This is a genomic window from Enterobacter sp. DN (genome assembly GCF_046054285.1).
Lineage (GTDB): Bacteria > Pseudomonadota > Gammaproteobacteria > Enterobacterales > Enterobacteriaceae > Enterobacter > Enterobacter hormaechei_C.
Genome location: NZ_JBJJTG010000014.1, coordinates 48,970 through 75,165 on the forward strand (window position 1 = coordinate 48,970; position 26,196 = coordinate 75,165).

A 26,196-nucleotide genomic window follows, 5' to 3' on the forward strand; every position below is an offset into this window, starting at 1 on the left:
ATGAACCGATTTATTCTGACGGATCCAGAAAAATGTATCGGGTGCCGCACCTGTGAGGTGGCGTGCATGATGTCGCATCAAAGCAGCGCTACGCCAGAAGCGTTTACGTCACGGATCCGCGTGGTTAAGGGGGGTACCTTCACCACGGCCGTGGGCTGCCACCAGTGTGAAGATGCGCCCTGCGCGAATGTCTGCCCGACGGGGGCCATTCACCGTGCTGCGGGAGCCTGGCTCGTTGAGCAGGCTCGCTGTATCGGCTGCAAAAGCTGTATGGTGGCGTGCCCGTTCGGGGCAATGCAGGTTCGGGTCGTGGAAGATCGCGTTCAGGCGCTGAAATGTGATTTGTGCGCGCATCGCGAGGGCGGTCCCGCCTGCGTCGAAGCCTGTCCCACCCACGCGCTGCGCTGCATAGACCCCGCCAGATTACGCGCGGAACGGCTGCGTAATCTGGCCTGAGGTTTTATTAACCGGCCTCGCGCCAGGCGTTCTCAATCTCTTCGGCGAGAATTTTCACACCCGCTTCGATTTTTTCCGGGTCCGGGACGTAGTTCATGCGCATGCACTGGTGCGTGTGCGGCCACGGCTTATCCAGCCCCGGGAAGAAGTAATCCCCTGGCACCATCAGTACGCCACGTTTTTTCAGACGCTGATAAAGCAGCTCTGTCGTAATGGGCAGATCCTTAAACCACAGCCACAGGAAAATTGCCCCTTCCGGTTTATGGATCAGGCAGCGTTCTTCGGGTAAGTAGCGGCGAAGGATGGCGATAGTTTCCTGAACGCGCTGAGAGTAAAACGGCTTAATCACCTCATTCGACAGGCGCAGCAGGTCGTTACGCCTGATCATCTCGCACATCATCGCCGGGCCGATGCCGCCAGGGGAAAGGCTGATAATGCCGTTCATGTTGGTAATGGCGGTGATGATTTTCTCGTTAGCAATGATAATGCCGCAACGACTGCCCGGCAGGCCCAGCTTGGAGAGGCTCATGCAGAGGATGATATTCGGGTTCCATAGCGGACGCGCTTCGCTGAAGATGATCCCCGGGAACGGTACGCCATAGGCGTTATCGATCACCAGCGGGATGCCGTGCTGATTCGCCAGCGCATCCAACTTCATCAGCTCGTCGTCGGTGATCACGTTGCCCGTCGGGTTGGTGGGACGTGATACGCAGATCATGCCCGTCTCTTCACCGATATGCAGATGTTCAAAATCGACGTGATATTTGAACTGGCCCTCTGGCAGCAACTCGATATTCGGACGTGCGGAAACAAACAGGTCTTCTTCGAGGCCGGCATCGGCATAGCCGATATACTCCGGTGCCAGCGGGAACAGCACTTTTTTCGTGGTGCCGTCGGCGCGGCGTCCGGCGAACAGATTGAATAAGTAGAAAAACGCGCTCTGACTGCCGTTTGTCAGTGCAATATTCTGTGGTTCGATATCCCAACCCAGCGCTTCCCGCAGCATTGCCGCCAGAAGCGTCAGTAGTTCTGTTTTACCCTGAGGGCCGTCGTAATTACATAGCGCATCGGTTGCTTTACCGTTTTCCAGCATCTCTGCCAGCAGCGTCTGGAAGTAGGTGTTCATCTCCGGAATTTGAGCCGGGTTTCCGCCGCCAAGCATGATAGCGCCTGGGGTGCGCAGCCCGTCGTTGAGGTCCTCCATCAGGCGGGTAATGCCTGAATGGCGGGTAAATTTGTCGCCGAATAGTGAAAACGTCATAGCAGGTGATCTGTCGGGCTTAATATGAAAGGCAGTAACCATAACGCCAGCACCGTGTTGGTGCAAATCGGCGAATGTGGTCGGATTTGTTGTTTTATGTGGTAGGTTTGTATTTGTGTGGTGAATTGTTCTGGTGAATGCCCCTCACCCCGGCCCTCTCCCTGTGGGAGAGGGCCGGGGTGAGGGGGTCTATTGATTACCCGCCCACACCACCATCACCTTATCGCCCTTGTGCTCGCGCACAAAGCCGTAGCCCTCTTTCATTGACAGCGTTGTTTGCTTGCCTTCACCCACCGCCGGATGACGGGCGCGGAACTGCCCCAGAAGCTGCCAGTGGGCGACAGTTAACGCCTGTTTACCCGTGACGTCCTGCCAGTTCATATCCGAACGGGTTCCCTGTAGCGGATCGGAGCCCGTCGGGCCGAATGGACGCTCTGATTCATCGCCGTAATAGATCTGGACGCTTCCCGGTGCCAGCAGCAGTAACTCAGCGGCGCGCTGGCCCCCTTCACGGAACAGACGCGTATCATGGGAGGAGAGATAGCTCAGCACATTAAAACTTTGCAGCTTTTCTGCCATTTGCTGCCAGGTCAAATCCATATCGGCCAGACAGTCCACCGCTTTCGCCGCCTGCTCCTGATAGTCAAAGTTGATCATCGCATCGAAGCCGTGGCGGTAATAATCGCTCTGCATCACGCCGTGGCCCCAGGATTCACCGGTCATCCAGAATGGCGCATTGTCGAGTTTTTTGTCCGGGTTGGCGGCTTTCCACGCGGCCAGCGCCTGGCTGGCCTGGTTTTTCAGTTGCTGCCAGGCTTCAGGCTCAACGTGCTTAGCGGTATCGACCCGGAAGCCGTCGATGCCGTAGTCACGTACCCACTGGCTGAGCCAGTGGGTCAGGTAATCTCGCGGCGTGAAATTCGTCATCACTTTCGCGTTGGTGTCGGGCTTGTGTTGATAAAAGTTCGGCAAACCTGACGGGATCTTAGATTCCGTTTTCAGATCCGGCAGGAAGGCCAGCGACATGGTCAGATCGTCAAAGCCCGGGTTGTCATAATCACCGATATCGGTACGGATCCATTTTTTACCCCACCATTTTTCCCATGCGGCTTTGTCACTGAAGTTGATGTAATCGTTGAAGCTGTGCCAGCTTTGACCCGCGCCTGGCTTCCAGTCAGTCCAGCGCTCGCCGAGGGTTTTTTTCAGCTCATCGCCCTGCAAATAGAGCGCGCCAAACTGATACTCCTGCATATCTGCAAGCGTCGCATAACCCGCGTGGTTCATGACAATGTCAAACAGGACGCGGATACCGCGCCTGTGCGCGTCGTCGACAAGCTGGCGTAAATCATCTTCGCTGCCCATGTTGGCGTCGAGTTTCGTCCAGTCCTGAGTGTAATAGCCGTGATAGGCGTAGTGGGGGAAATCCCCTTTGGTGCCGCCGCCAACCCAGCCGTGGATTTGCTCCAGTGGTGAGCTTATCCAGAGCGCATTCACGCCCAGTTGCTGAAGGTAATCCAGTTTGCTGGTAAGCCCTTTCAGATCGCCGCCGTGGAAAGTACCAATCTCCTGCATACCGTCTTTATGGCGGCCATAGCTGTTGTCGTTGGTGGGGTCGCCATTTACGAAGCGATCGGTCAGCACGAAATAGACGGTGGCGTTTTGCCAGCTGAATGGCGCGGGTTTGTCCGTCTCGGCGCGCTCAAGCAGCAGCAGGCCATTGCTGTTGGCGGCTGGCTGAAGAATTACTTTGCCGTTTTGAACGGTCGCGGTCTGTTTGCTGTAAAAATCACGCACCACCGTGCCTTCCGGAAAGGTGTTAACGACATCGATCGTGAGCGGTTTGCCGTCCCACTTCGGGCACTGGCGGGTAACGTTTGCGACAGGCTGTGGCGCCGCACTTTGTACCGTCAACATCAGCGTCGGCGTTCCCGAGCGCGTATCAATACGCATCTGATAAACGCCGTCACGGAATAACCGCCACTGCGGTGGGGTCCCTTCGCAGGGTTTGAGCGACAGCATCTCGTTGAGTTTAATGGCACCTGTCGGCTGCCAGCACGCGTTATCAAGACTCAACGTCAGCGGGCGGGTACCCTTCGCAAGCGTTGCCTGGCTGGTAAAGACGCCGGTACCTTCAGCGCTAAACGCGTTAAATCCCGGCGATGACCAGTCGGCATGCGCGAATGCGGGTAACATCAGAACAGCTAATGCAGTGCGTTGCATTCCATTTTCCTGTCGCGGCATTTTTGACCAGTGTGCCACTCGGCTCAGGGGAAAAACTCCTCCTCTGAGGCTTTCTGCCAGGAGGACGCGAAGGGATGAGTGATCCCGCGCAAAATTAGGCAGTTATCTGCGATATCGCGCACATTTTTCCAGTGCTGGTGATTTAATGAGCATGTTCCGGATGACATAGTTTCGGAATTGGACTATTTGTATACGTGCTCTTGAGGACTATTTTTGGTATGATTTGAGATTCCGCTCTCAAATTTTTGAAGAAAATAAGGTGTTGGAATGTTTATATCCGACCAGGAGACCTAATGATATCGACTCCCATTCGACGATATGGGGCCGCGATACTCATGTTACTCACCATGGCATTTTCAGGTGAGGTGCTTGCAAAGACGCACGCGGATACAACGAGTAAGAAAGCCCACGTAATAAAGACGACAAGCAGTAAGGTTAGCAGTAAACAAGAGTATTCTCGCAATAGTGCAAAGAGTAGTTCACTTCCTGATTTGCGAAAATACCCTTCCGGGACACCAAGGAAAAAAGCGTTTCTCCGGACGGTAATGCCTTACATTAAAAGTCAAAATGCCGCGATTACTGCGGATCGTAACTGGCTGATCTCCAAACAGTACGATAGCCGCTGGTCGCCGTCTGAGCGCACTCGCCTGAAAGACATCGCCAAACGCTATAAAGTGAAGTGGAGCGGGAACACGCGTCGTGTGCCGTGGAACACTCTGTTAGAGCGTGTGGACATTATTCCAGGCAGTATGGTCGCGACAATGGCCGCCGCCGAAAGCGGTTGGGGCACCTCGAAGCTGGCGCGCAACAACAACAATCTGTTTGGCATGAAATGCGCAAAAGGTCGTTGTACTAATGCACCCGGCAAGGTGAAGGGCTATTCACAGTTTGAATCGGTGAAAGATTCCGTGAATGCCTATGTGGTGAACCTGAACACCCATCCGGCCTACTCCTCGTTCCGTAAGTCACGCGCTCAGCTGCGTAAGGCGGATCAGGAAGTAACGGCTACGGCGATGATCCACAAGCTGAAAGGTTATTCCACTCAGGGACAGCGTTATAACAATTACCTGTTCTCCATGTACCAGGATAACCAGCGTCTGATTGCCGCACATATGTAATGAAAAACGCCTTCCACTTGAAGGCGTTCTTTTTTCTAGAGCAGGACTTCACTGTACCGTTCCCGGTACTCCTTCGGCGTGGTGTCATACTCTTTTCTGAACACCGAATAGAAATACTGAAGCGACGGATAGCCGCACATCTGTGAAATCTCGTTGATCGACAGCGAGGTGGAGATCAGCAGACTGCGCGCTTTCTCCAGCTTTTCCGCATGGATCACGGCGTGAATCGTCTCACCGACTTCCTCTTTGAACCGCTTCTCCAGATTCGAACGTGAAATGCCGACCGAATCGAGCACCTGATCGACCTTAATCCCTTTGCAGGCATGATTGCGAATGTAGTGCATCGCCTGAATCACGGCCGGATCGTTTAAGGAGCGGTAGTCAGTTGAGCGACGCTCGACCACGCGAACGGGCGGAACCAGCAGACGCTGGAGCGGCAGGGATTCGTTGTCTAACAGTCTGTGCAGCAGCTTTGCGGCCTGATAGCCCATCTGACGGGTACCCTGAGCCACGGATGAGAGCGCCACGCGCGACAGATAGCGCGTAAGCTCTTCGTTATCAATACCAATCACGCACAGCTTTTCAGGCACCGGAATATGCAAATGTTCGCACACCTGTAATACGTGGCGGGCGCGGGCGTCCGTCACGGCGATAATCCCTGTCTGGGGCGGCAGAGTTTGCAGCCAGTCAGCCAGGCGATTTTGTGCGTGCTGCCAGTTTTCTGGCGCGGTTTCCAGCCCCTGATAAACGACGCCGCGATACTTCTCCTGGGCAACCAGCTGGCAGAAGGCATATTCACGCTCCATCGCCCAGCGCTTTCCGCTGGTGGCGGGCAATCCGTAAAACGCAAAACGATGTACGCCTTTCTCCTTTAAATGGAGGAAGGCGGTCTCGACCAGAGCATGGTTATCCGTGGCGATGTAGTGAACGGGGGGGTAATGTTCCGGTGTATGGTAAGAGCCGCCAACGCCCACGATAGGCACGTCGACGCCACTCAGCAACTGTTCAATCACGGGGTCGTCAAAGTCAGCGATGACCCCATCTCCCAGCCAGTCTTTGATGTTCTCCAGACGGGTACGAAAATCTTCTTCGATGAAAATATCCCATTCGGATTGCGACGCCTGCAAATATTCGCCAACCCCTTCAACCACCTGCCGGTCATAGGCTTTGTTGGCATTGAATAACAACGTAATGCGGTGACGCTTTTCAAACATGGCTCATTTCCCAAATTAGTCACGATAGTGTTATCAGGCGCGCCGCTTGGTGGCAGAGTCCATCCAGACTGCCAGCAAAAGAATGGCACCCTTGACGATATACTGCCAAAACGTCGGCACGTCCATCATACTCATCCCGTTATCCAGCGAAGCCATAATAAATGCGCCCATCACCGCCCCCGCCACGCTGCCAATGCCCCCGGCGAGGCTGGTCCCGCCAATCACGCAGGCGGCGATGGCGTCCAGCTCGGCAATGTTACCCGCAGACGGGGAGCCCGCCCCCAGTCGCGAACTGAGGATCAGCCCCGCGATGGCCACCATCAGGCCGTTGATGGCAAAGACGGCGAGTTTGGTGCGTTCTACGTTGATACCAGATAAACGCGCGGCTTCCAGATTGCCGCCGATGGCATAAATACGGCGACCGAATGCGGTACGTGTGGCCATAAACATCCCACCTAACAGCAACAGCGCCAGCAGCAGAACGGGCGTTGGGACACCGCGATAATCGTTTAACAGCCAGATGGCCCCCAGCACAATCACCGCAGTAAGCGCCTGACGGCCGACAACCGAGGTTGAGGCAGGCGAGGTCAGCCCCAGCGCCTGGCGACGCATGCGTCCTCGCCATTGCCACGCGACAAACGCCATCAGCCCAACCACGCCGATCGTAAAACCGACGCCATCAGAGAGGTAGCTTTGGCCAATCTGGGACATCGAGGCGCTGGTCGGGGAGACGGTGGTGCCGTTGGTGATCCCAATCAGAATGCCGCGGAAGGCCAGCATCCCCGCTAAGGTGACGATAAACGACGGGACTTTACGGTAGGCCACCCACCAGCCATTCCACGCCCCCAGCAGCAGACCCAGCACCAGCGTGACCGCAATCGTCAGCGGCAGCGGCCAGCCGAGCCAGACGTCAAAAATTGCCGCCACGCCGCCGAGCAGACCCATCATCGACCCTACCGACAGGTCAATTTCCGCTGAGATAATCACAAAGACCATCCCCACCGCCAGGATCCCGGTGATGGCGGTCTGACGCAGCAGGTTAGAGACGTTACGTGCGCTTAAATAGGAGCCATCGGTCATCCAGGTAAAGAACAACATGATCACGATAATGGCGGCAATCATTACAAAAACTTGCAGATTCAGCGATTTAAGTCCTGCGAACGCACCGGGCGTCGGAACAGCGACTTTGATATCAGACGGGTTGCTTTTCGACATGGCGTTCGCTCCTTAAGGCAGCTTCCATCACCTGCTCTTGCGTCAGGTTCTGGTTGTTCAGGTTGGCTTTGAGTTTCCCTTCATGCATGACCAGCACGCGGTCGCTCAGCCCCAGCACTTCAGGCAATTCGGACGAAATAACAATGACGGCAATCCCTTGCTGTACAAGCTGGTTGATCAGCTTGTAGATTTCATACTTCGCGCCGATATCGATCCCGCGGGTGGGTTCGTCCAGAATTAAAATGCGCGGATTAAGCAGCAGGCAGCGCGCCAGAATCGCTTTCTGCTGGTTGCCGCCGCTCAAGCGTCCTATCGCCAGCTCCGGCGAGGAGGTTTTCACCTTAAGCCGGGCAAGCGACTGGAGAATACACTGCTGTTCTGCGGCATCATCCAGGCTGCTCAGCGCGCCGGAAAACTGGCTGAGCGCCGCCAGCGTGATATTTTTTCCCACCGCCATTACCGGCACGATGCCGTCTTTTTTGCGATCTTCTGGCACCATGGCAATGCCCTTAGCAATAGCCTGCTGGCAGTTGTCGATTTTTACCGGCTGACCGTCGATATAAATTTTGCCTTCCCAGCGCCCCGGCCAGACGCCAAAGAGACACTGCACGGCCTCGGTTCTTCCCGCACCCACTAAACCCGCAATGCCGAGAATTTCGCCGCGGTGCAGCGAGAAGGAGAGGTTATCCACGCGCTTGATATGGCGGTTAACGGGATGCCACGCCGTCAGGTTTTCCACGCGCAGGAGCTCTTCGCCGATGGTGTGCGGTTCGTTGGGATACAGCGCGGTGAGTTCGCGACCCACCATCATGGTGATGATGTCATCCTCGCTCATGCCTTCTGCTTCACGCGTGCCGATGTGCTGCCCGTCGCGGATGACGCAGATGGTGTCGGAAATGGCTTTCACCTCATTGAGCTTGTGCGAAATATAGATGCAGGCGATACCGTGGTTTTGCAGATCGCGGATGATATTGAGCAGTACGGCGGTTTCCTGTTCGGTGAGTGAGGCGGTTGGTTCGTCGAGGATCAGCAGGCGCACCTGTTTGTTCAGCGCCTTGGCGATCTCGACCAGCTGCTGCTGGCCTAAACCTAAGTCGCCCACGCGCGTATCCGGTGAGATAGCCAGGCTCACCTGAGCCAGCAGTTTTTCGCAGCGCAGCGTCATGGTGTCGTAATCCAGTACGCCGTGGCGTGAGAGTTCGGCACCGAGAAAGATATTTTCCAGCACGGTAAGGTGCTTCACCAGCGCCAGCTCCTGGTGAATGATAGCGATGCCTTTACGTTCGGTATCGCGAATGTGCGTGGCCTGGAGCACCTCACCGGCAAAAACGATTTCGCCCTCGTAGCTGCCGTGCGGGTAGATCCCGCACAACACTTTCATCAGCGTGGATTTTCCCGAGCCATTTTCGCCGCACAGCGACATCACTTCGCCGGGATTCAGCCGCAGGCTTACGTTATCGACTGCTTTCACCGCTCCGAAGGCTTTGGTGATGCTTTTCATTTCAAGTAAATAAGACATAACTGCTCCGCATAGCCCAACAGATGAACAGGGCAGGTCAATGCGCCCCTGCCGGGCAGGGGCTGCGCTGGATTACAGTTCACTCTTCTTATGGAAACCGTCTTTCACCACGGTGGCGTCAATATTCTCTTTGTTGACTTCGATAGGGGTAAGCAGGCGAGCAGGTACGTCTTTCAGGCCGTTATTTAACGTCGCGTCTGCTTTAGGTTGCTGGCCATTGCCCAGTTCAACGGCAATTTCGGCGGCCGTATTGGCAAGCTCGGTAATGGGCTTATACACCGTCATGGTCTGGGTACCCGCGATGATGCGTTTTACACCCGCAAGGTCGGCGTCCTGGCCGGAAATAGCGACTTTCCCGGCCAGACCCTGCGCGCTCAGCGCCTGAATGGCGCCACCCGCAGTGGCATCGTTAGAGGCCACCACCGCATCGATTTTGTTGTTATTTGCGGTCAACGCGTTTTCCATAATTTTCAGCGCGTTTTCCGGTAACCAACCGTCAGCCCACTGGTCGCCGACGACTTTAATTTTGCCCTCGTCGATATACGGCTTCAGCACTTTCATTTGTCCCTGGCGGAACAGTTTGGCGTTGTTATCCACGGGCGAGCCGCCCATCAGGAAATAATTCCCCTGAGGCACTTTTGCGACCAGGCTTTTAGCCTGTAATTCACCCACCTTTTCATTGTCGAACGAAATATAATAATCAATATCGGCATTATTAATCATGCGGTCATAAGCCAGGACTTTTATCCCTTCCTGTTTCGCTTCTTTCACCACGTTGCTTAATACCTGGCCGTTATACGGGATAATGACCAGCACATCGACGCCACGGTTGATCATATTCTCGATTTGCGACATTTGCGTCTCTTCGTTGCCGTTAGCGGACTGAACGAACACCTCCGCGCCGAGAGATTCCGCTTTTTTAACAAAGATATCGCGATCTTTTTGCCAGCGCTCCAGGCGTAAGTCATCAATCGCCATGCCGATTTTGACCTCTTTGGCGTGTCCGACAAAGCTTGCAAGCAGGAGAGTAGTGCAGAGCGTTAGGGTCAGGTTCTTTATCTTCATAATTATTAGGCCTTTTTGTAGGGGTATGTGTAGCTGAGATAAAAGAAACGTTCACTGCTGAGACGCAGCAAATTTTTAACGTGGAAAGGCCTGCTGGCAATTACAGATTTTTATCTTCTCATTACGATATTTGGTTTATTTCTGAATTTATGACCGCGATCGGATTTTAAAAAGCGTAACCTATTAATTACATTTGATTCTGGAATGCGCGCCGAAAAATAGTTTGTCTGCGCATTATTTTGCGAGCCAGCGCACAATTGCGCATTATCTCAATAGCAGTGTGAAATAACGTAATTGAGCAACCTCCAATGTCTATTCACTATTACTCCAGAAGCAAGACCACGCCGCATACCCTGATTATGGAGCTCAATATGCAAGCTTATTTCGACCAACTCGATCGCGTTCGTTTCGAAGGCACGAAAACGACCAATCCTTTAGCATTTCGTCACTACAACCCGGATGAGCTGGTGCTGGGTAAGCGCATGGAAGATCACTTGCGCTTTGCCGCCTGCTACTGGCACACCTTCTGCTGGAACGGTGCCGATATGTTCGGCGTGGGCTCTTTTGACCGTCCATGGCAACAGCCGGGCGAGGCCATTGAGCTGGCGAAGCGTAAAGCCGACGTCGCGTTCGAGTTCTTCCATAAGCTGAACGTGCCGTACTACTGTTTCCACGATGTGGACGTGTCGCCGGAAGGGGCATCGCTGAAAGAGTATCTGAACAATTTCGCGCAGATGGTCGACGTACTGGCTGAAAAACAGCAGCAAAGCGGCGTGAAGCTGCTCTGGGGTACGGCTAACTGCTTTACCAATCCTCGCTATGGCGCGGGTGCGGCAACCAACCCGGACCCGGAAGTCTTCAGCTGGGCGGCAACCCAGGTCGTGACCGCGATGAACGCCACGCATCAGCTGGGCGGTGAGAACTATGTACTCTGGGGCGGTCGTGAAGGCTATGAAACGCTGCTGAATACCGACCTGCGTCAGGAGCGTGAGCAGATTGGTCGCTTTATGCAGATGGTTGTGGACCACAAACACAAAATCGGTTTCCGCGGCACGCTGCTGATTGAGCCAAAACCACAGGAGCCAACCAAGCATCAGTATGATTATGATGTCGCCACCGTGTATGGCTTCCTGAAGCAGTTTGGTCTGGAAAAAGAGATCAAAGTGAATATTGAGGCTAACCACGCTACCCTGGCGGGCCACTCGTTCCATCACGAAATTGCCTCTGCGATTGCGCTGGGCATCTTCGGCTCTGTCGATGCTAACCGTGGTGATCCACAGCTGGGCTGGGATACCGACCAGTTCCCGAACAGCGTGGAAGAGAATGCGCTGGTGATGTACGAGATCATCAAAGCGGGCGGTTTCACCACCGGCGGCCTGAACTTCGACGCCAAAGTGCGTCGCCAGAGCACCGACAAATACGATCTGTTCTACGGGCATATTGGCGCGATGGACACCATGGCGCTGGCGCTGAAAGTGGCGGCCCGTATGATTGAAGACGGTGAGCTGGATAAGCGCGTGGCGAAGCGCTACAGCGGCTGGAACAGTGAGCTGGGCCAGCAAATTTTGAAAGGTCAGTTAACGCTTGCGGAGATCGCGAAGTACGCTGAACTGCATCAGCTTGCGCCGCAGCATCAGAGTGGCCATCAGGAGCTGCTGGAAAACCTGGTCAATCACTACCTGTTCGATAAATAACAGCATCCAGGCCCGGTAAGCGCAGCGCCACCGGGCATTTTCGTCAAAGGAGCCACCACATGTATATCGGGATCGATCTTGGCACGTCGGGGGTGAAAGCCATCCTGTTAAGCGAGCAGGGCGATGTATTAGCCACGCAGACTGAAAAGTTGCAGGTTTCACGTCCGTATCCGCTTTGGTCGGAACAAGATCCGGAGCAGTGGTGGCAGGCGACGGACCGTGCGATGAAAGCCTTAGGCGAGCAGCACAGCCTGCGCGACGTGAAGGCACTGGGCATTGCCGGGCAAATGCATGGCGCAACGTTGCTGGATAGTCAGCATCGCGTTCTGCGCCCGGCTATTCTCTGGAACGATGGCCGCTGTGCGGAAGAGTGCGCGATCCTTGAGGAGCGTGTGCCTGCGTCCCGCGAAATTACGGGCAACCTGATGATGCCCGGTTTTACCGCGCCAAAACTCCTGTGGGTGCAGCGCCATGAGCCTGAGATTTTCCGTCAGGTGGCGAAGGTTCTGTTGCCGAAAGACTACCTGCGTTTTCGCATGACAGGGGATTTTGCCAGCGACATGTCTGACGCCGCAGGCACGATGTGGCTCGACGTGGCGAAAAGGGACTGGAGCGAGGCGATGCTGGATGCCTGCCAGCTGACGCGCGACCATATGCCTGCGCTGTTTGAAGGCAGTGAAATCACGGGGGCTTTGCAGCCTTCTGTTGCTGAACGCTGGAACATGCCAGCCGTACCTGTCGTCGCTGGCGGCGGCGATAATGCGGCGGGTGCGGTCGGCGTGGGGATGGTCGAGGCAGGGCAGGCCATGCTCTCACTCGGTACCTCCGGCGTCTATTTTGCCGTCAGTGACGGGTATCGTAGTAACCCTGAAAGCGCCGTACACAGCTTCTGCCACGCGTTGCCGGGTAAATGGCATTTGATGTCGGTGATGCTGAGCGCGGCTTCCTGCCTCGACTGGGCGGCAAAGCTAACCGGAATGGCGGACGTCCCGGCGCTTATCACAGCGGCACAGCAGGCAGATGATAATGCCGGTGCGGTCTGGTTTTTACCGTACCTTTCCGGCGAGCGGACGCCGCATAACAACCCGGAAGCGAAAGGGGTGTTCTTCGGTCTTACCCATCAGCACGGCCCGGCAGAGCTTGCGCGCGCGGTGCTTGAAGGCGTTGGCTATGCTCTGGCGGACGGAATGGATGTCGTGCATGACTGTGGACTGACGCCATCCAGCATTACGTTAATTGGCGGCGGTGCACGAAGCAGCTACTGGCGGCAAATGCTTTCCGATATCAGCGGGTTGCAGCTGGACTATCGTACGGGAGGCGATGTCGGCCCGGCGCTCGGTGCGGCACGGCTGGCGCAAATTGCGCTGAACCCGGATAAACCACTGCACCAGCTTTTGCCCCAGCTGCCGCTTGAACGGCAGCATCGTCCTGATGCGAAAAATCATGCTCGCTATGCTGAAAGACGAGACGTGTTCCGCAAAATCTATCAGCAGCTTTTGCCGCTAATGTCATAAACAGGAGCCGGGTGGCGCTAACGCTTACCCGGCCTACCAGCCTTCAACCGGGTTAGCTTACAAACCTGCGCGTATCGATTCTTTGCAGCAACATTGACAGCAGCAGGCTGACAACCAGCGTAACGGTAAATATCCAGACAATATCCAGCACCGGCCAGCTTTTAAGCTCAACGCCGCGGGTGCGCAGGGCGTGGATCACCAGCGCGTGAAAACCGTAAATGCCCAGCGAGTGGCGAGAGATAAACCCCAGCACCGGAAGCGGGCGGGCATTCAGGGTGTTTTTAACCAGCGTCAGCAGAGAGATCGCGCAGATAAAGACCATCGGCCCGCAGTAGAGATACCAGGTATCGGCAAAGTTGCCGCGCCATTGCAGCTCATGCAGCGTCCCGCGAGAGATAATAAACACACCGACGAGAAACGCGGCCGCGCATAGCCAGTTTATTCCTCGCTTTTGCGTCTCCATCATGCCAATGGCGCGCCCCAGCATGCCGTACAGCACGTAATAAAACGTATCCCCGGTGATATAAAGGTTAACGGGCAGCCATTCAAAGCCATCAATTTTCTGTGAAACGGTATTCGGGTTGGCCACGATCCCGATTATTACCATCAAGGCCAGCAGCATTTTACCGCTGACGTTTTTTACCTGAATTAACGGTGACACCAGATAGATAACGATTATCGCGAAGAAAAACCACAGATGATAGAACACCGGTTTTTGCAACAAATTGAGCAGGGAACGTTCAGCGTTAATTGAAGTGAACAGGATGATATAGAGCAGCGAAAAGGCGCTGTAAAACAGCAGACAGGAGACAATACGGATGAAATGTCTCGGCTGCGCGCTACGCTCGCCAAAAAAGAGAAAACCGGAAATCATAAAGAACAGCGGGACGCTCACGCGGGAGGCCGAGTTCAGAATATTGGCGACATCCCAGTTAACAGGGCTGATACTGTGCGCGTTCGTGACATACCAGGTCGTTGTGTGGATCATCACCACCATCAGACAGGCTATTCCCCGCAGGTTATCAATCCAGTTAATTTTTGACTGCATCAGTTCCTCTGTATTCCTGATAAAAAAAGTGTGACTGCGATTGTGTAAAACTTTTCCCTTGGAAAATTCTGAGTTTAGCCAGGCTAACTTGTAGGGAGCTGGCGAGATTCGCAGAATGACGGACTTTAATCTATAAACGTGTTGCTACTAAAAATAACAGCCACTGACCAGGGCGGTAATAAAAATGATGATGAAGCGTGGGGTGTCACTCTTTCTGCTGCTCTTATTAACAGGATGCAGTGCTTCTGAGGAGATACCTGTCCAAAAAGCGCAGCAGGGGAAAATGAGCCCGGAGCGTTCCCTGAATATGGAACAGCTGTGCAGGGATCAGGCGGCTCACCGCTATAATTCCGAAGCACAGAAAATTCATATAAACGGCTTCGAGCGCTTTCAGGGCAGCTATGAACTGAAAGGCTATACGGCGCGTAAAGAGGGCTTTGTCTGCTCTTTTGATGCAGACGGCCAGTTTTTACATCTCTCAATGCGTTAAATTGCTCGTATAAGCAGCAACCAGAGCCTTCGCAGGTTCTGGCTGTAGGGCTTATTCCCCAATTTTCCCTAAACAACCCCGTTTCGTACTGTATATCTTGCAGCCAGCGGGTATACTGATCCCTTCCATTTAAAACCACACGTATCCAGCACGAAATACTATGCAAAAGTTTGATACCAAGACCTTCCAGGGCCTGATCCTGACCTTACAGGATTACTGGGCTCGTCAGGGCTGCACCATTGTTCAACCTTTGGACATGGAAGTTGGCGCAGGCACCTCACACCCGATGACCAGCCTGCGCGCGTTAGGGCCAGAGCCAATGGCGACCGCCTATGTGCAGCCATCCCGTCGTCCGACCGATGGCCGTTACGGCGAAAACCCGAACCGTTTGCAGCACTACTATCAGTTCCAGGTGGTGATTAAGCCATCACCCGACAACATTCAGGAACTGTACCTCGGGTCACTGAAAGAGCTGGGTATGGATCCAACCATTCACGACATTCGTTTCGTGGAAGATAACTGGGAAAACCCAACGCTGGGTGCCTGGGGTCTGGGTTGGGAAGTGTGGCTGAACGGCATGGAAGTGACCCAGTTCACTTACTTCCAGCAGGTTGGCGGTCTGGAATGTAAACCGATTACCGGCGAAATCACCTATGGTCTGGAACGTCTGGCCATGTACATTCAGGGCGTAGACAGCGTTTACGACCTGGTCTGGAGCGACGGCCCGCTGGGTAAAACCACCTACGGCGACGTGTTCCATCAGAACGAAGTGGAGCAATCCACCTATAACTTCGAATACGCGGACGTGGACTTCCTGTTCACCTGCTTCGAGCAGTACGAGAAAGAAGCCCAGCAGCTGCTGGCGCTGGAGACTCCGCTGCCGCTGCCTGCCTACGAGCGTATTCTGAAGGCTGCCCACAGCTTCAACCTGCTGGATGCCCGCAAAGCGATCTCCGTGACTGAACGTCAGCGCTACATTCTGCGTATTCGTACCCTGACCAAAGCCGTTGCAGAAGCTTACTACGCGTCCCGTGAAGCCCTTGGCTTCCCGATGTGCAACCGAAACAAATAAGAGGCGGCCATGTCTGAGAAAACTTTCCTGGTGGAAATCGGCACTGAAGAGCTGCCACCAAAAGCCCTGCGCAGCCTGGCTGAATCTTTCGCTGCGAACGTCACTGCTGAGCTGGATAACGCTGGCCTGGCGCACGGTAAAATTGAGTGGTTTGCTGCGCCGCGTCGTCTGGCGCTGAAAGTGGCAAACCTGGCGGCGTCCCAGCCGGATCGCGAAGTTGAAAAACGTGGCCCGGCCATTGCTCAGGCGTTCGACGCGGAAGGCAAGCCGAGCAAAGCGGCAGAAGGCTGGGCGCGCGGCTGCGGCATCACCGTTGATCAGGCTGAGCGTCTGACCACCGACAAAGGTGAGTGGCTGCTGTACCGTGCCCATGTGAAAGGCGAAAGCGCCGAAGCGCTGCTGCCTGACATGATCGCGACCTCGCTGGCAAAATTGCCGATTCCTAAGCTGATGCGCTGGGGCGCGTCCGACGTACACTTTGTGCGTCCGGTTCACACCGTGACCCTGCTGCTGGGCGATACCGTTATCCCGGCGACCATTCTGGGCGTGGCGTCCGATCGCGTGATCCGCGGCCATCGCTTTATGGGCGAGCCGGAGTTCACTATCGACAATGCTGACCAGTACCCGCAGATCCTGCTGGAGCGCGGCAAGGTCATTGCTGACTACGAACAGCGTAAAGCCAAAATCAAAGCGGACGCAGAAGACGCGGCGCGCAAAATTGGCGGAAACGCTGACCTGAGCGACAGCCTGCTCGAAGAGGTGACCTCGCTGGTCGAATGGCCGGTTGTGCTGACCGCGAAATTCGAAGAGAAATTCCTGGCCGTTCCGGCAGAAGCGCTGGTGTACACCATGAAGGGTGACCAGAAATACTTCCCGGTTTACGCCAACGACGGCAAGCTGCTGCCAAACTTCATCTTCGTGGCGAACATTGAATCGAAAGATCCGAGCCAGATTATCTCCGGTAACGAGAAAGTGGTGCGTCCGCGTCTGGCGGATGCCGAGTTCTTCTTCAATACCGACCGTAAAAAACGTCTGGAAGATAACCTGCCGCGTCTGCAAACCGTACTGTTCCAGCAGCAGCTGGGTACGCTGCGCGACAAGACCGACCGTATCGCGGAGCTGTCCGGCTGGATTGCCCGTGAAATTGGCGCCGACGTTAACCACGCTACCCGTGCGGGCCTGCTCTCCAAGTGCGACCTGATGACCAACATGGTGTTCGAATTTACCGACACCCAGGGCGTGATGGGTATGCACTATGCGCGTCACGATGGCGAAGCGGAAGACGTGGCGGTAGCCCTGAACGAGCAGTATCAGCCGCGCTTTGCCGGTGACGATCTGCCGTCTAACCCGGTTGCCTGCGCTGTGGCGATTGCCGATAAGATGGACACCCTGGCGGGTATCTTCGGTATCGGTCAGCATCCGAAAGGCGATAAAGACCCGTTTGCGCTGCGTCGTGCTGCGCTGGGCGTGCTGCGAATCATCGTAGAGAAGAACCTCAACCTCGATCTGCAAACGCTGACCGAAGAAGCGGTACGTCTGTACGGCGATAAGCTGACCAACGCGAAGGTTGTGGATGATGTTATCGACTTTATGCTCGGTCGTTTCCGCGCGTGGTATCAGGACGAAGGTTACTCCGTTGATACCATTCAGGCGGTGCTGGCGCGTCGTCCGACCCGTCCGGCAGATTTCGATGCGCGTATGAAAGCGGTATCCCACTTCCGTACGCTGGAAGCGGCGTCTGCGCTGGCCGCGGCCAACAAGCGCGTATCCAACATCCTCGCGAAATCCGACGAGACGCTGAACGAGCGCGTCAACGCTGCAACCCTGAAAGAGCCGGAAGAGATTTCTCTGGCGATGCAGGTTGTGGTGCTGCGCGACAAGCTGGAGCCGTACTTCGCGGAAGGTCGCTACCAGGAAGCGCTGGTGGAGCTGGCGGAGCTGCGTGACGTCATCGACGCCTTCTTCGAGAAAGTGATGGTGAACGTGGAAGATAAAGAGCTGCGGATCAACCGTCTCTCGATGCTTGAGAAACTGCGTGAGCTGTTCCTGCGCGTGGCGGATATTTCGCTGCTGCAATAACGTAAAAAACCCGCCCCTGACAGGCGGGAAGAACGGCAACTAAACTTTTTCTCTTCGTAGGCCGGGAAAGCGTAGCGCCTCCCGGCAAAAGCCCGATGGCGCGATGCTTATCGGGCCTACGTTACTTTGAGATACTTTTCCTTATTTACACCCTCTCAAACACCGTCGCGATACCCTGACCCAACCCAATACACATCGTTGCCAGTCCGAACTGGGCATCTTTGCGTTCCATCAGGTTAATCAGCGTGGTACTGATACGCGCCCCGGAGCAGCCCAGCGGGTGACCGAGGGCGATCGCGCCGCCGTTGAGGTTAATCTTCTCGTCGATCTGATCCATCAGCCCCAGATCTTTAATGCACGGCAGGATCTGCGCGGCGAACGCTTCGTTCATCTCAAAGAGGTCGATATCACTTGCGCTCAGCCCCGCTTTTTTCAGCGCCAGTTTTGACGCCGGAACCGGACCGTAACCCATGATGGAAGGATCGCAGCCCACGACTGCCATCGAACGCACGCGGGCGCGTGGCGTCAGGCCTAATTCGCGGGCGCGGCTCTCGCTCATCACCAGCATCGCGGCGGCACCGTCGGACAGGGCAGACGAGGTGCCCGCCGTTACCGTACCGGTGACCGGATCAAACGCCGGACGCAGGGTAGAAAGCGCTTCGACCGTGGTTTCCGGGCGGATAACTTCGTCGTAGCTGAACTGCTTCAGTACGCCGTCTGCGTCGTGACCGCCGGTTGGGATGATCTCATTCTTAAAGGCACCAGACTGCGTGGCGGCCCAGGCGCGGGCATGCGAGCGCGCGGCAAACGCATCCTGCATCTCACGGCTGATGCCGTGCAGACGGGAGAGCATCTCGGCGGTCAGGCCCATCATACCGGCGGCTTTCGCCACGTTGCGGCTCATGCCTGGATGGAAATCGACCCCGTGGCTCATCGGCACGTGGCCCATGTGCTCCACGCCGCCCACCAGACAGGCCTGCGCATCGCCGGTCATGATCATCCGTGCCGCGTCGTGCAGCGCCTGCATCGACGAACCGCAAAGACGGTTGACGGTGACGGCCGGAACCGAATGCGGGATCTCCGCCAGCAGGGACGCGTTACGGGCGATGTTAAAGCCCTGCTCCAGCGTCTGCTGCACGCAGCCCCAGTAGATATCGTCCAGCGCTGCTGGGTCCAGCGCCGGGTTACGCGCCAGCAGGCTACGCATCAGGTGCGCGGAGAGATCTTCCGCGCGCACGTTACGGAACGCACCGCCTTTTGAACGGCCCATCGGGGTGCGAATCGCATCAACAATGACAACCTTTTCCATTGTGACTCCTTAAGCCGTTTTCAGTTCGCCAACCGGACGGGCTGGCTCAACTGCTGGGTAGTAGGGTTCGTTATGGCGCGCTTTGTTACGCAGCCCTTCCGGCACCTCATAAAGCGGGCCGAGGTGCTGGTACTGCTGAGCCATATCGAGATAGCGGGCGCTGCCGAGCGTATCCAGCCAGCGGAACGCGCCTCCGTGGAACGGAGGGAAGCCGAGGCCGTACACCAGCGCCATATCCGCTTCTGCCGGGCTGGCGATAATGCCTTCTTCGAGGCAGCGCACCACTTCGTTGACCATTGGGATCATCATCCGGGCGATGATCTCATCGTCGGTGAAGTCGCGTTTTGGCTGACTGACGTCGGCCAGCAGGCCATCCACCGCCGGATCTTCTTCTTTCTTCGGTTTGCCTTTGCTGTCTTCTTTATAGCGCCAGAAGCCCAGACCGTTTTTCTGCCCGAAGCGGTTGGCGTCGAACAGGGCATCAATGGCGTCGCGATAATCTTTCTGCATGCGCTGCGGGAAGCCCGCCGCCATCACCGCCTGCGCGTGATGGGCAGTGTCGATGCCGACAACGTCCAGCAGATACGCCGGGCCCATCGGCCAGCCGAACTGTTTTTCCATCACTTTGTCGATTTTGCGGAAGTCTGCGCCGTCGCGCAGCAGCTGGCTGAAACCGGCGAAGTACGGGAACAGCACGCGGTTAACGAAGAAGCCCGGGCAGTCGTTAACCACGATCGGCGTTTTGCCCATCTTGCTCGCCCACGCCACCACTTTGGCGATGGTTTCGTCGGAGGTTTTTTCCCCACGGATCACTTCAACCAGCGGCATGCGATGCACCGGGTTAAAGAAGTGCATCCCGCAGAAGTTTTCCGGACGCTTCAGCACGCTCGCCAGTTCGCTGATCGGAATGGTGGAGGTGTTAGAGGCCAGCACGGTTTCCGGACGCACCTTGTCTTCGGTTTCGGCCAGCACTGCTTTTTTGACTTTCGGGTTCTCGACGACCGCTTCAACCACCACGTCCACACGGTCGAAACCGCTGTATTCCAGCACTGGCTGGATGGTGGAGATCACGCCTGCAAGCTTCAGACCATCAATTTTGCCGCGCTCAAGCTGTTTATTCAGCAGCTTGGCCGCTTCGGTCATGCCCAGCGTCAGGGATTTCTCGTTGATGTCCTTCATCACCACCGGCACGCCTTTCCAGGCTGACTGGTAGGCGATGCCGCCCCCCATAATGCCCGCGCCGAGTACCGCCGCGTGTTTTGGCGTTTCAACGTTTTTGGTGAGTTGTTTGGCTTTGCCCTTCACAAACTGATCGTTAAGGAAGATACCAACCAGCGCGCGGGCTTCGTTGGTGTGCGCCAGCGGGACAAAGCTCTGGTTTTCCAGCTTCAGGGCGTCATCACGGCCCAGACGGGCTGCCGCTTCAATGGTTTTCACCGCCGTGATCGGCGCCGGGTAGTGTTTACCCGCCGTCTGCATCACCATGCCTTTGGCGATGGTGAAGCTCATGGTGGCTTCAATTTTGCTGAGCTTTAATGGCTCCAGCTTTGGCTGACGTTTGGCTTTCCAGTCGAGATCGCCGTTAATCGCCTGACGGAGGATGGCGATAGCACCCTCAATCAGTTTTTCAGGCTTAACCACGCCGTCCACCAGGCCGATTTTCTGCGCCTGTTCTGCGCCGACATCTTTACCCGCGGCAATGATCTCCAGCGCGCTGTCGGCACCCAGCATGCGCGGCATACGCACGGAACCGCCAAAGCCCGGCATGATGCCCAGCTTGGTTTCCGGCAGGCCGATGCGCAGGTCCGGCGTCGCCAGACGGTAGTCGGTCGCCAGCACGCACTCGCAGCCACCGCCCAGCGCGTAGCCGTTAACGGCGGAAAGGGTCGGGACAGGCAGATCTTCCAGACGATTAAAAACGCTGTTGGCAAAGTGCAGCCACTGGCTCAGCTGTTCTTCGGGCACCAGGAACAGCGACAGGAATTCGGTGATATCCGCGCCAACGATAAAGGCCGCTTTGTTGGAGCGCAGCAGCAGCCCTTTCAAATCTGATTGCTTTTCAAGTACATCCAACGCCTGGCCAAGACTGGCCACCGTCGCGGTATCAAGCTTGTTCACTGAGCCGGGGGCATCGAACACCAGTTCGGCAATGCCATCTTCCAGCCAGTCTACGTACAGGGTGTCGCCTTTGTAGAGCATGTCGGTCTCCTGAATCCAGCAATTGGATCTGGTCATACCAGATGAAACGGAGTGTGGAATTTATGTTAATAAAATGCAAATTAGTCATTAAGAAATTGCTGCGCTGATCACGGTCGGTGGAAATCACGCAGCCGCAGTGAGGTGTGCTAAGATGCGATGACTTGAGGTCAATAAAACGAAAGGAAGAATGATGGACTCACTGGCTTCGCTTTATAAAAATCATATCGTTACCCTACAGGAACGTACCCGCGATGTACTGGCCCGCTTCAAGCTGGATGCCCTGCTGATCCACTCCGGCGAGCTGATGAATACTTTTCTTGATGACCATGCTTATCCCTTCAAGGTTAACCCGCAGTTTAAAGCCTGGGTGCCTGTCACGCAGGTTCCAAATTGCTGGCTGCTGGTGGATGGCGTGAACAAGCCGAAACTGTGGTTCTACCTGCCGGTCGATTACTGGCACAACGTGGAGCCGCTGCCGACCTCATTCTGGACCGAAGAAATTGACGTGATTGCGCTGCCAAAAGCAGACGGCATTAGCAGCCAGCTGCCAGCGGCGCGCGGCAACATCGGCTACATTGGTCCGGTTCCTGAGCGTGCGCTGGGTCTGGATATTCCGGCAGATAAACTCAACCCGAAAGGCGTGCTGGATTATCTGCACTACTATCGCGCCTACAAGACCGACTACGAACTTTACTGCATGCGTGAAGCGCAAAAAACGGCGGTGAATGGTCACCGTGCGGCGCACGAAGCGTTCCAGTCCGGTATGAGCGAGTTCGATATCAATCAGGCCTACCTGACGGCGACCGGCCACCGCGATACCGACGTGCCGTACAGCAACATCGTGGCGCTGAATGAACATGCCTCGGTTCTGCACTACACCAAACTTGATCATCAGGTTCCGGCTGAGATGCGCAGCTTCCTGCTGGACGCGGGGGCTGAGTACAATGGTTATGCGGCAGACCTGACCCGTACCTGGGCGGCGAATGCGGACACCGATTTTGCGCAATTGATCAAAGATGTGAATGACGAACAGCTGGCGCTGATTGGCACCATGAAGGCCGGAACCAGCTACGTGGATTATCACATCCAGTTCCATCAGCGCATCGCTAAACTGCTGCGTAAGCATCAGATTGTCAAAGACATGAGCGAAGAGGCGATGGTTGAGAACGATCTGACCGGGCCATTTATGCCGCATGGTATCGGTCACCCGCTGGGTTTGCAGGTTCATGACGTCGCGGGCTTTATGCAGGATGATACCGGTACGCACCTGGCGGCACCGTCTAAATATCCTTATCTGCGCTGCACCCGCGTTCTGGCGCCGCGTATGGTATTGACCATCGAGCCGGGCATCTACTTTATTGAATCCCTGCTGGCACCGTGGCGCGAAGGGCAATTCAGCAAGCACTTCAACTGGGAGAAAATTGAAGCGCTGAAGCCGTATGGCGGCATTCGTATCGAGGATAACGTGGTTATTCACGAGAACAGCATTGAGAACATGACGCGAGATCTGAAGCTGGCCTGATGGAAAGCTGGCTGATACCGGCCGAGCCGGTCACCTTTGTTGAGGAAATCAAGAAAAGCCGCTTTATCACGCTGCTGGCGCATACCGACGGCGTGGAGGCGGCGAAGGCGTTCGTCGAGTCCGTCCGCGCGCAGCACCCCGATGCCCGCCATCACTGTGTGGCATGGGTCGCAGGGCCGCCAGACGACTCACAGCAGCTCGGGTTTTCTGACGACGGTGAACCGGCGGGTACGGCCGGAAAACCGATGCTATCCCAGTTGATGGGCAGCGGCGTGGGTGAAATCACCGCCGTTGTTGTCCGCTACTACGGGGGCATTTTGTTAGGCACCGGAGGGCTGGTTAAAGCCTACGGAGGTGGTGTCCAGCAAGCGCTTAATCTGCTGATAACAACCCGCAAAACGCCACTTACGGAATATACTTTGTTATGCGATTACGCCCAGCTATCGGGTATCGAAGCACTGCTTAAACAGTTTAACGGTGTCATCGCACACAGTGATTATCAGGCAATGGTGCAATTACGCGTGGCGCTTCCTCAGGCGGAACTGGCTGCTTTTTCAGCAAAACTCGCTGATTTTAGTCGCGGTTCATTGCAATTACTGCCGATTGAAGAATAATCCCCACCTCACAATTTTGAATACCTAAGGAAGCGGCAGAGATGCATTTTCGTGCCATTACCCGAATCGTTGGATTGCTGGTCATACTTTTCTCCGGGACAATGATCATTCCCGGACTGGTGGCGCTCATCTACCGGGACGGCGCGGGGCGTGCATTTACGCAAACCTTTTTTGTCGCGCTGACGATTGGCTCCCTGCTGTGGTGGCCAAACCGCCGTGAGAAAGGTGAACTGAAATCCCGGGAGGGGTTTCTGATTGTGGTCCTGTTCTGGACGGTACTGGGAAGCGTGGGTGCGCTGCCGTTTATCTTCTCCGAACAACCGAATCTCACCGTCACGGATGCGTTTTTTGAATCGTTCTCCGGATTAACGACCACCGGCGCCACCACGCTTGTGGGGCTGGATTCGCTCCCGCATGCGATTCTCTTTTACCGGCAGATGCTCCAGTGGTTCGGCGGTATGGGGATCATCGTCCTGGCGGTGGCTATCCTGCCCATTCTGGGCGTCGGGGGGATGCAGCTTTACCGGGCGGAGATGCCCGGCCCGCTGAAAGATAACAAGATGCGCCCGCGTATTGCGGAGACGGCGAAAACCCTGTGGCTTATCTATGTCCTGCTGACGGTGGCCTGCGCGCTGGCGCTGTGGTTTGCCGGGATGCCTGCGTTTGATGCCATTGGGCATAGCTTTGCGACTATTGCTATCGGCGGGTTCTCCACCCACGACGCCAGCGTCGGCTACTTCGACAGCCCGACAATCAATACCATCATTGCCATCTTTTTGCTGATCTCAGGCTGTAACTACGGTCTACACTTCTCGTTGCTTAGCGGACGGAGCCTGAAGGTGTACTGGCGCGACCCGGAGTTCCGGATGTTTATTGGCGTCCAGCTGACCCTGGTGGTTATCTGTACCCTGGTACTGTGGTTCCACGATGTTTATAACTCGGCGGTCACGACCCTGAACCAGGCCTTCTTCCAGGTGGTATCGATGGCGACAACCGCTGGTTTCACCACGGACAGTATTGCGCGTTGGCCATTGTTCCTGCCGGTGCTGCTGTTGTGCTCTGCGTTTATCGGCGGTTGCGCCGGGTCAACGGGCGGCGGTCTGAAGGTGATCCGCATCCTGCTGCTGTTCAAGCAGGGGAACCGTGAGCTGAAACGTCTGGTCCACCCGAATGCGGTTTACAGTATTAAGCTGGGGAACCGCGCGCTGCCGGAGCGCATCCTCGAAGCGGTGTGGGGATTCTTCTCCGCTTATGCACTGGTCTTTATTGTCAGTATGCTGGCGATTATCGCCACGGGCGTGGATGATTTCTCTGCCTTCGCCTCTGTGGTGGCAACGTTAAACAACCTGGGGCCGGGGCTGGGCGTCGTGGCGGATAACTTCGCCAGTATGAACCCGGTGGCGAAGTGGATCTTAATCGCCAATATGCTGTTTGGGCGTCTTGAGGTCTTTACGCTGCTGGTGCTGTTTACCCCAACATTCTGGCGTGAGTAAGGAGACATTGGTGAAAACGTTAATTCTTTTCTCAACGCGTGACGGACAAACGCGTGAGATTGCTTCATATCTGGCTTCTGAACTCAAAGAGCTGGGCATTTATTCTGATGTGGTGAACCTGAATCGCACAGAGCAGATTGCCTGGCAGGATTACGACCGCGTGGTCATTGGCGCTTCAATTCGTTACGGCCATTTCCATCCGGCGCTGGATCGCTTTGTGAAAAAGCATACGGCGGAGCTCGCTCAACTGCCTGGCGCGTTTTACTCGGTCAACCTGGTTGCCCGTAAAGCGGAGAAGCGTACGCCGCAGACCAACAGCTATACGCGCAATTTTTTGCTAAGTTCGCCATGGCAGCCCGATATCTGTTCTGTCTTTGCTGGCGCGCTGCGTTACCCGCGTTACCGCTGGTATGACCGCTTTATGATCCGCCTGATCATGAAAATGACGGGCGGGGAAACGGATACGCGTAAAGAAGTGGTTTATACCGACTGGGCCCAGGTCGCCAGTTTTGCCCGTGAAATTGCGCGTTTAACGGACGATGCGCGGGATAAATAAGCGTTGAGTTTGAAAAGTGAGCGAACGAAATTTTTTTTGTATTTAGTGCTTGTCACTTCAGAAGAACTCCCTATAATGCGCCTCCACTGACACGGAACAACGGCACGCAAGCCGCCGGGTCAGCAGAGAAAAGCAAAACAAACGCTTGACTCTGAAGCGGGAAAGCGTAATATGCACACCCCGCGCCGCAGCGAAAGCGAAGCGGCACTGCTCTTTAACAATTTATCAGACAATCTGTGTGGGCACTCAAAGTGACATGGATTCTTAATGTCTTCGGACAATAAATGAATACCAAGTCTCTGAGTGAACNGCGAAGCGGCACTGCTCTTTAACAATTTATCAGACAATCTGTGTGGGCACTCAAAGTGACATGGATTCTTAATGTCTTCGGACAATAAATGAATACCAAGTCTCTGAGTGAACATACGTAATTCATTACGAAGTTTAATTCACGAGCATCAAACTTAAATTGAAGAGTTTGATCATGGCTCAGATTGAACGCTGGCGGCAGGCCTAA

20 protein-coding genes are annotated in these 26,196 nt (G+C 55.5%); 11 read left to right on the forward strand and 9 right to left on the reverse strand.

Features of this window, described 5'->3' with window-relative positions; translation table 11 throughout:
• Window positions 1–456, forward strand: coding sequence for a 4Fe-4S dicluster domain-containing protein (locus ACJTMZ_RS21715; protein ID WP_032620465.1), 456 nt, complete (start codon window positions 1–3; stop codon window positions 454–456).
• A 7-nt stretch (window positions 457–463) separates the two neighbouring features.
• Here ACJTMZ_RS21715 and avtA read toward each other — a convergent pair whose 3' ends face one another.
• Window positions 464–1,717, reverse strand: coding sequence for a valine--pyruvate transaminase (gene avtA, locus ACJTMZ_RS21720; protein ID WP_015572749.1), 1,254 nt, complete (start codon window positions 1,715–1,717; stop codon window positions 464–466).
• Window positions 1,718–1,906: 189 nt separating this feature from the next.
• Window positions 1,907–3,937: an alpha-amylase gene (locus tag ACJTMZ_RS21725; RefSeq protein WP_196344285.1), complete on the reverse strand. Its 2,031-nt coding sequence runs from the start codon at window positions 3,935–3,937 to the stop codon at window positions 1,907–1,909.
• A gap of 314 nt (window positions 3,938–4,251) precedes the next feature.
• Between ACJTMZ_RS21725 and ACJTMZ_RS21730 the strand changes: the two genes are divergently transcribed.
• Window positions 4,252–5,076, forward strand: coding sequence for a protein bax (locus tag ACJTMZ_RS21730; RefSeq protein ID WP_023295596.1), 825 nt, complete (start codon window positions 4,252–4,254; stop codon window positions 5,074–5,076).
• 35 nt (window positions 5,077–5,111) lie between these two features.
• Here ACJTMZ_RS21730 and xylR read toward each other — a convergent pair whose 3' ends face one another.
• The 4 genes from xylR to xylF all read right to left on the reverse strand — a co-directional run bounded on the left by xylR (window position 5,112) and on the right by xylF (window position 10,089).
• Complete coding sequence (xylR, locus tag ACJTMZ_RS21735) at window positions 5,112–6,290, reverse strand: D-xylose utilization transcriptional activator XylR (RefSeq protein WP_003860152.1); 1,179 nt, start codon at window positions 6,288–6,290, stop codon at window positions 5,112–5,114.
• 33 nt (window positions 6,291–6,323) lie between these two features.
• Complete coding sequence (gene xylH / locus ACJTMZ_RS21740; RefSeq protein WP_017693799.1) at window positions 6,324–7,505, reverse strand: xylose ABC transporter permease XylH; 1,182 nt, start codon at window positions 7,503–7,505, stop codon at window positions 6,324–6,326.
• The gene (locus tag ACJTMZ_RS21745) at window positions 7,483–9,024 is read right to left on the reverse strand and encodes a xylose ABC transporter ATP-binding protein (RefSeq protein ID WP_015572746.1); all 1,542 of its coding nucleotides are present in this window, start codon (window positions 9,022–9,024) and stop codon (window positions 7,483–7,485) included. Before ACJTMZ_RS21745 ends, xylH begins: the two co-directional genes overlap by 23 nt.
• A gap of 72 nt (window positions 9,025–9,096) precedes the next feature.
• Window positions 9,097–10,089, reverse strand: coding sequence for a D-xylose ABC transporter substrate-binding protein (gene xylF, locus ACJTMZ_RS21750; RefSeq protein WP_023304608.1), 993 nt, complete (start codon window positions 10,087–10,089; stop codon window positions 9,097–9,099).
• Window positions 10,090–10,460: 371 nt separating this feature from the next.
• Between xylF and xylA the strand changes: the two genes are divergently transcribed.
• Complete coding sequence (xylA, locus tag ACJTMZ_RS21755) at window positions 10,461–11,783, forward strand: xylose isomerase (protein ID WP_165731016.1); 1,323 nt, start codon at window positions 10,461–10,463, stop codon at window positions 11,781–11,783.
• A 59-nt stretch (window positions 11,784–11,842) separates the two neighbouring features.
• Window positions 11,843–13,297, forward strand: coding sequence for a xylulokinase (gene xylB, locus ACJTMZ_RS21760; RefSeq protein ID WP_126291932.1), 1,455 nt, complete (start codon window positions 11,843–11,845; stop codon window positions 13,295–13,297).
• A 52-nt stretch (window positions 13,298–13,349) separates the two neighbouring features.
• On the opposite strand, the gene ACJTMZ_RS21765 is transcribed toward xylB, so the two are convergent.
• Complete coding sequence (locus ACJTMZ_RS21765) at window positions 13,350–14,345, reverse strand: acyltransferase (RefSeq protein ID WP_015572742.1); 996 nt, start codon at window positions 14,343–14,345, stop codon at window positions 13,350–13,352.
• A 184-nt stretch (window positions 14,346–14,529) separates the two neighbouring features.
• Between ACJTMZ_RS21765 and ACJTMZ_RS21770 the strand changes: the two genes are divergently transcribed.
• From ACJTMZ_RS21770 to glyS, 3 genes are all read left to right on the forward strand, one after another.
• Complete coding sequence (locus ACJTMZ_RS21770; protein ID WP_017693801.1) at window positions 14,530–14,835, forward strand: YsaB family lipoprotein; 306 nt, start codon at window positions 14,530–14,532, stop codon at window positions 14,833–14,835.
• A gap of 160 nt (window positions 14,836–14,995) precedes the next feature.
• Window positions 14,996–15,907 (forward strand): glycine--tRNA ligase subunit alpha, encoded by a 912-nt coding sequence (gene glyQ / locus ACJTMZ_RS21775; protein WP_003860141.1) that lies wholly within the window; start codon window positions 14,996–14,998, stop codon window positions 15,905–15,907.
• A 9-nt stretch (window positions 15,908–15,916) separates the two neighbouring features.
• Window positions 15,917–17,986: a glycine--tRNA ligase subunit beta gene (gene glyS, locus ACJTMZ_RS21780; protein ID WP_006808596.1), complete on the forward strand. Its 2,070-nt coding sequence runs from the start codon at window positions 15,917–15,919 to the stop codon at window positions 17,984–17,986.
• Window positions 17,987–18,131: 145 nt separating this feature from the next.
• Here the strand turns inward: glyS and fadA are convergent, their stop codons facing one another.
• Window positions 18,132–19,295 (reverse strand): acetyl-CoA C-acyltransferase FadA, encoded by a 1,164-nt coding sequence (gene fadA, locus ACJTMZ_RS21785; protein WP_000416981.1) that lies wholly within the window; start codon window positions 19,293–19,295, stop codon window positions 18,132–18,134.
• Window positions 19,296–19,304: 9 nt separating this feature from the next.
• The gene (gene fadB / locus ACJTMZ_RS21790; protein ID WP_023295588.1) at window positions 19,305–21,494 is read right to left on the reverse strand and encodes a fatty acid oxidation complex subunit alpha FadB; all 2,190 of its coding nucleotides are present in this window, start codon (window positions 21,492–21,494) and stop codon (window positions 19,305–19,307) included.
• Window positions 21,495–21,684: 190 nt separating this feature from the next.
• Here fadB and pepQ point away from each other — a divergent pair, with 190 nt between their 5' ends.
• From pepQ to hemG, 4 genes are read left to right on the forward strand one after another with little or no spacing between them, the layout of a single operon-like run.
• The gene (gene pepQ / locus ACJTMZ_RS21795; RefSeq protein ID WP_408626979.1) at window positions 21,685–23,016 is read left to right on the forward strand and encodes a Xaa-Pro dipeptidase; all 1,332 of its coding nucleotides are present in this window, start codon (window positions 21,685–21,687) and stop codon (window positions 23,014–23,016) included.
• Window positions 23,016–23,630, forward strand: coding sequence for an IMPACT family protein (locus ACJTMZ_RS21800; RefSeq protein ID WP_015572737.1), 615 nt, complete (start codon window positions 23,016–23,018; stop codon window positions 23,628–23,630). The genes pepQ and ACJTMZ_RS21800 overlap by 1 nt, the downstream gene beginning before the upstream one ends.
• A gap of 41 nt (window positions 23,631–23,671) precedes the next feature.
• Window positions 23,672–25,123, forward strand: coding sequence for a Trk system potassium transporter TrkH (trkH, locus tag ACJTMZ_RS21805; RefSeq protein ID WP_006808591.1), 1,452 nt, complete (start codon window positions 23,672–23,674; stop codon window positions 25,121–25,123).
• Between the two features lie 10 nt (window positions 25,124–25,133).
• Complete coding sequence (hemG, locus tag ACJTMZ_RS21810; RefSeq protein WP_252011167.1) at window positions 25,134–25,679, forward strand: menaquinone-dependent protoporphyrinogen IX dehydrogenase; 546 nt, start codon at window positions 25,134–25,136, stop codon at window positions 25,677–25,679.
• The last annotated feature ends 517 nt before the right edge of the window (window positions 25,680–26,196 follow it).

Excerpts from the sequence above, each read along its gene's own strand:
- trkH (WP_006808591.1), top strand. The coding sequence starts at position 23,672 with ATGCATTTTCGTGCCATTACCCGAATCGTTGGATTGCTGGTCATACTT.
- ACJTMZ_RS21800 (WP_015572737.1), top strand. The coding sequence starts at position 23,016 with ATGGAAAGCTGGCTGATACCGGCCGAGCCGGTCACCTTTGTTGAGGAA.
- ACJTMZ_RS21765 (WP_015572742.1), bottom strand. The coding sequence starts at position 14,345 with ATGCAGTCAAAAATTAACTGGATTGATAACCTGCGGGGAATAGCCTGT.
- ACJTMZ_RS21730 (WP_023295596.1), top strand. The coding sequence starts at position 4,252 with ATGATATCGACTCCCATTCGACGATATGGGGCCGCGATACTCATGTTA.
- glyS (WP_006808596.1), top strand. The coding sequence starts at position 15,917 with ATGTCTGAGAAAACTTTCCTGGTGGAAATCGGCACTGAAGAGCTGCCA.
- ACJTMZ_RS21745 (WP_015572746.1), bottom strand. The coding sequence starts at position 9,024 with ATGTCTTATTTACTTGAAATGAAAAGCATCACCAAAGCCTTCGGAGCG.
- avtA (WP_015572749.1), bottom strand. The coding sequence starts at position 1,717 with ATGACGTTTTCACTATTCGGCGACAAATTTACCCGCCATTCAGGCATT.
- glyQ (WP_003860141.1), top strand. The coding sequence starts at position 14,996 with ATGCAAAAGTTTGATACCAAGACCTTCCAGGGCCTGATCCTGACCTTA.
- xylF (WP_023304608.1), bottom strand. The coding sequence starts at position 10,089 with ATGAAGATAAAGAACCTGACCCTAACGCTCTGCACTACTCTCCTGCTT.
- xylH (WP_017693799.1), bottom strand. The coding sequence starts at position 7,505 with ATGTCGAAAAGCAACCCGTCTGATATCAAAGTCGCTGTTCCGACGCCC.
- ACJTMZ_RS21725 (WP_196344285.1), bottom strand. The coding sequence starts at position 3,937 with ATGCAACGCACTGCATTAGCTGTTCTGATGTTACCCGCATTCGCGCAT.
- pepQ (WP_408626979.1), top strand. The coding sequence starts at position 21,685 with ATGGACTCACTGGCTTCGCTTTATAAAAATCATATCGTTACCCTACAG.
- fadB (WP_023295588.1), bottom strand. The coding sequence starts at position 21,494 with ATGCTCTACAAAGGCGACACCCTGTACGTAGACTGGCTGGAAGATGGC.
- ACJTMZ_RS21715 (WP_032620465.1), top strand. The coding sequence starts at position 1 with ATGAACCGATTTATTCTGACGGATCCAGAAAAATGTATCGGGTGCCGC.
- ACJTMZ_RS21770 (WP_017693801.1), top strand. The coding sequence starts at position 14,530 with ATGATGATGAAGCGTGGGGTGTCACTCTTTCTGCTGCTCTTATTAACA.
- xylR (WP_003860152.1), bottom strand. The coding sequence starts at position 6,290 with ATGTTTGAAAAGCGTCACCGCATTACGTTGTTATTCAATGCCAACAAA.
- fadA (WP_000416981.1), bottom strand. The coding sequence starts at position 19,295 with ATGGAAAAGGTTGTCATTGTTGATGCGATTCGCACCCCGATGGGCCGT.
- xylB (WP_126291932.1), top strand. The coding sequence starts at position 11,843 with ATGTATATCGGGATCGATCTTGGCACGTCGGGGGTGAAAGCCATCCTG.
- xylA (WP_165731016.1), top strand. The coding sequence starts at position 10,461 with ATGCAAGCTTATTTCGACCAACTCGATCGCGTTCGTTTCGAAGGCACG.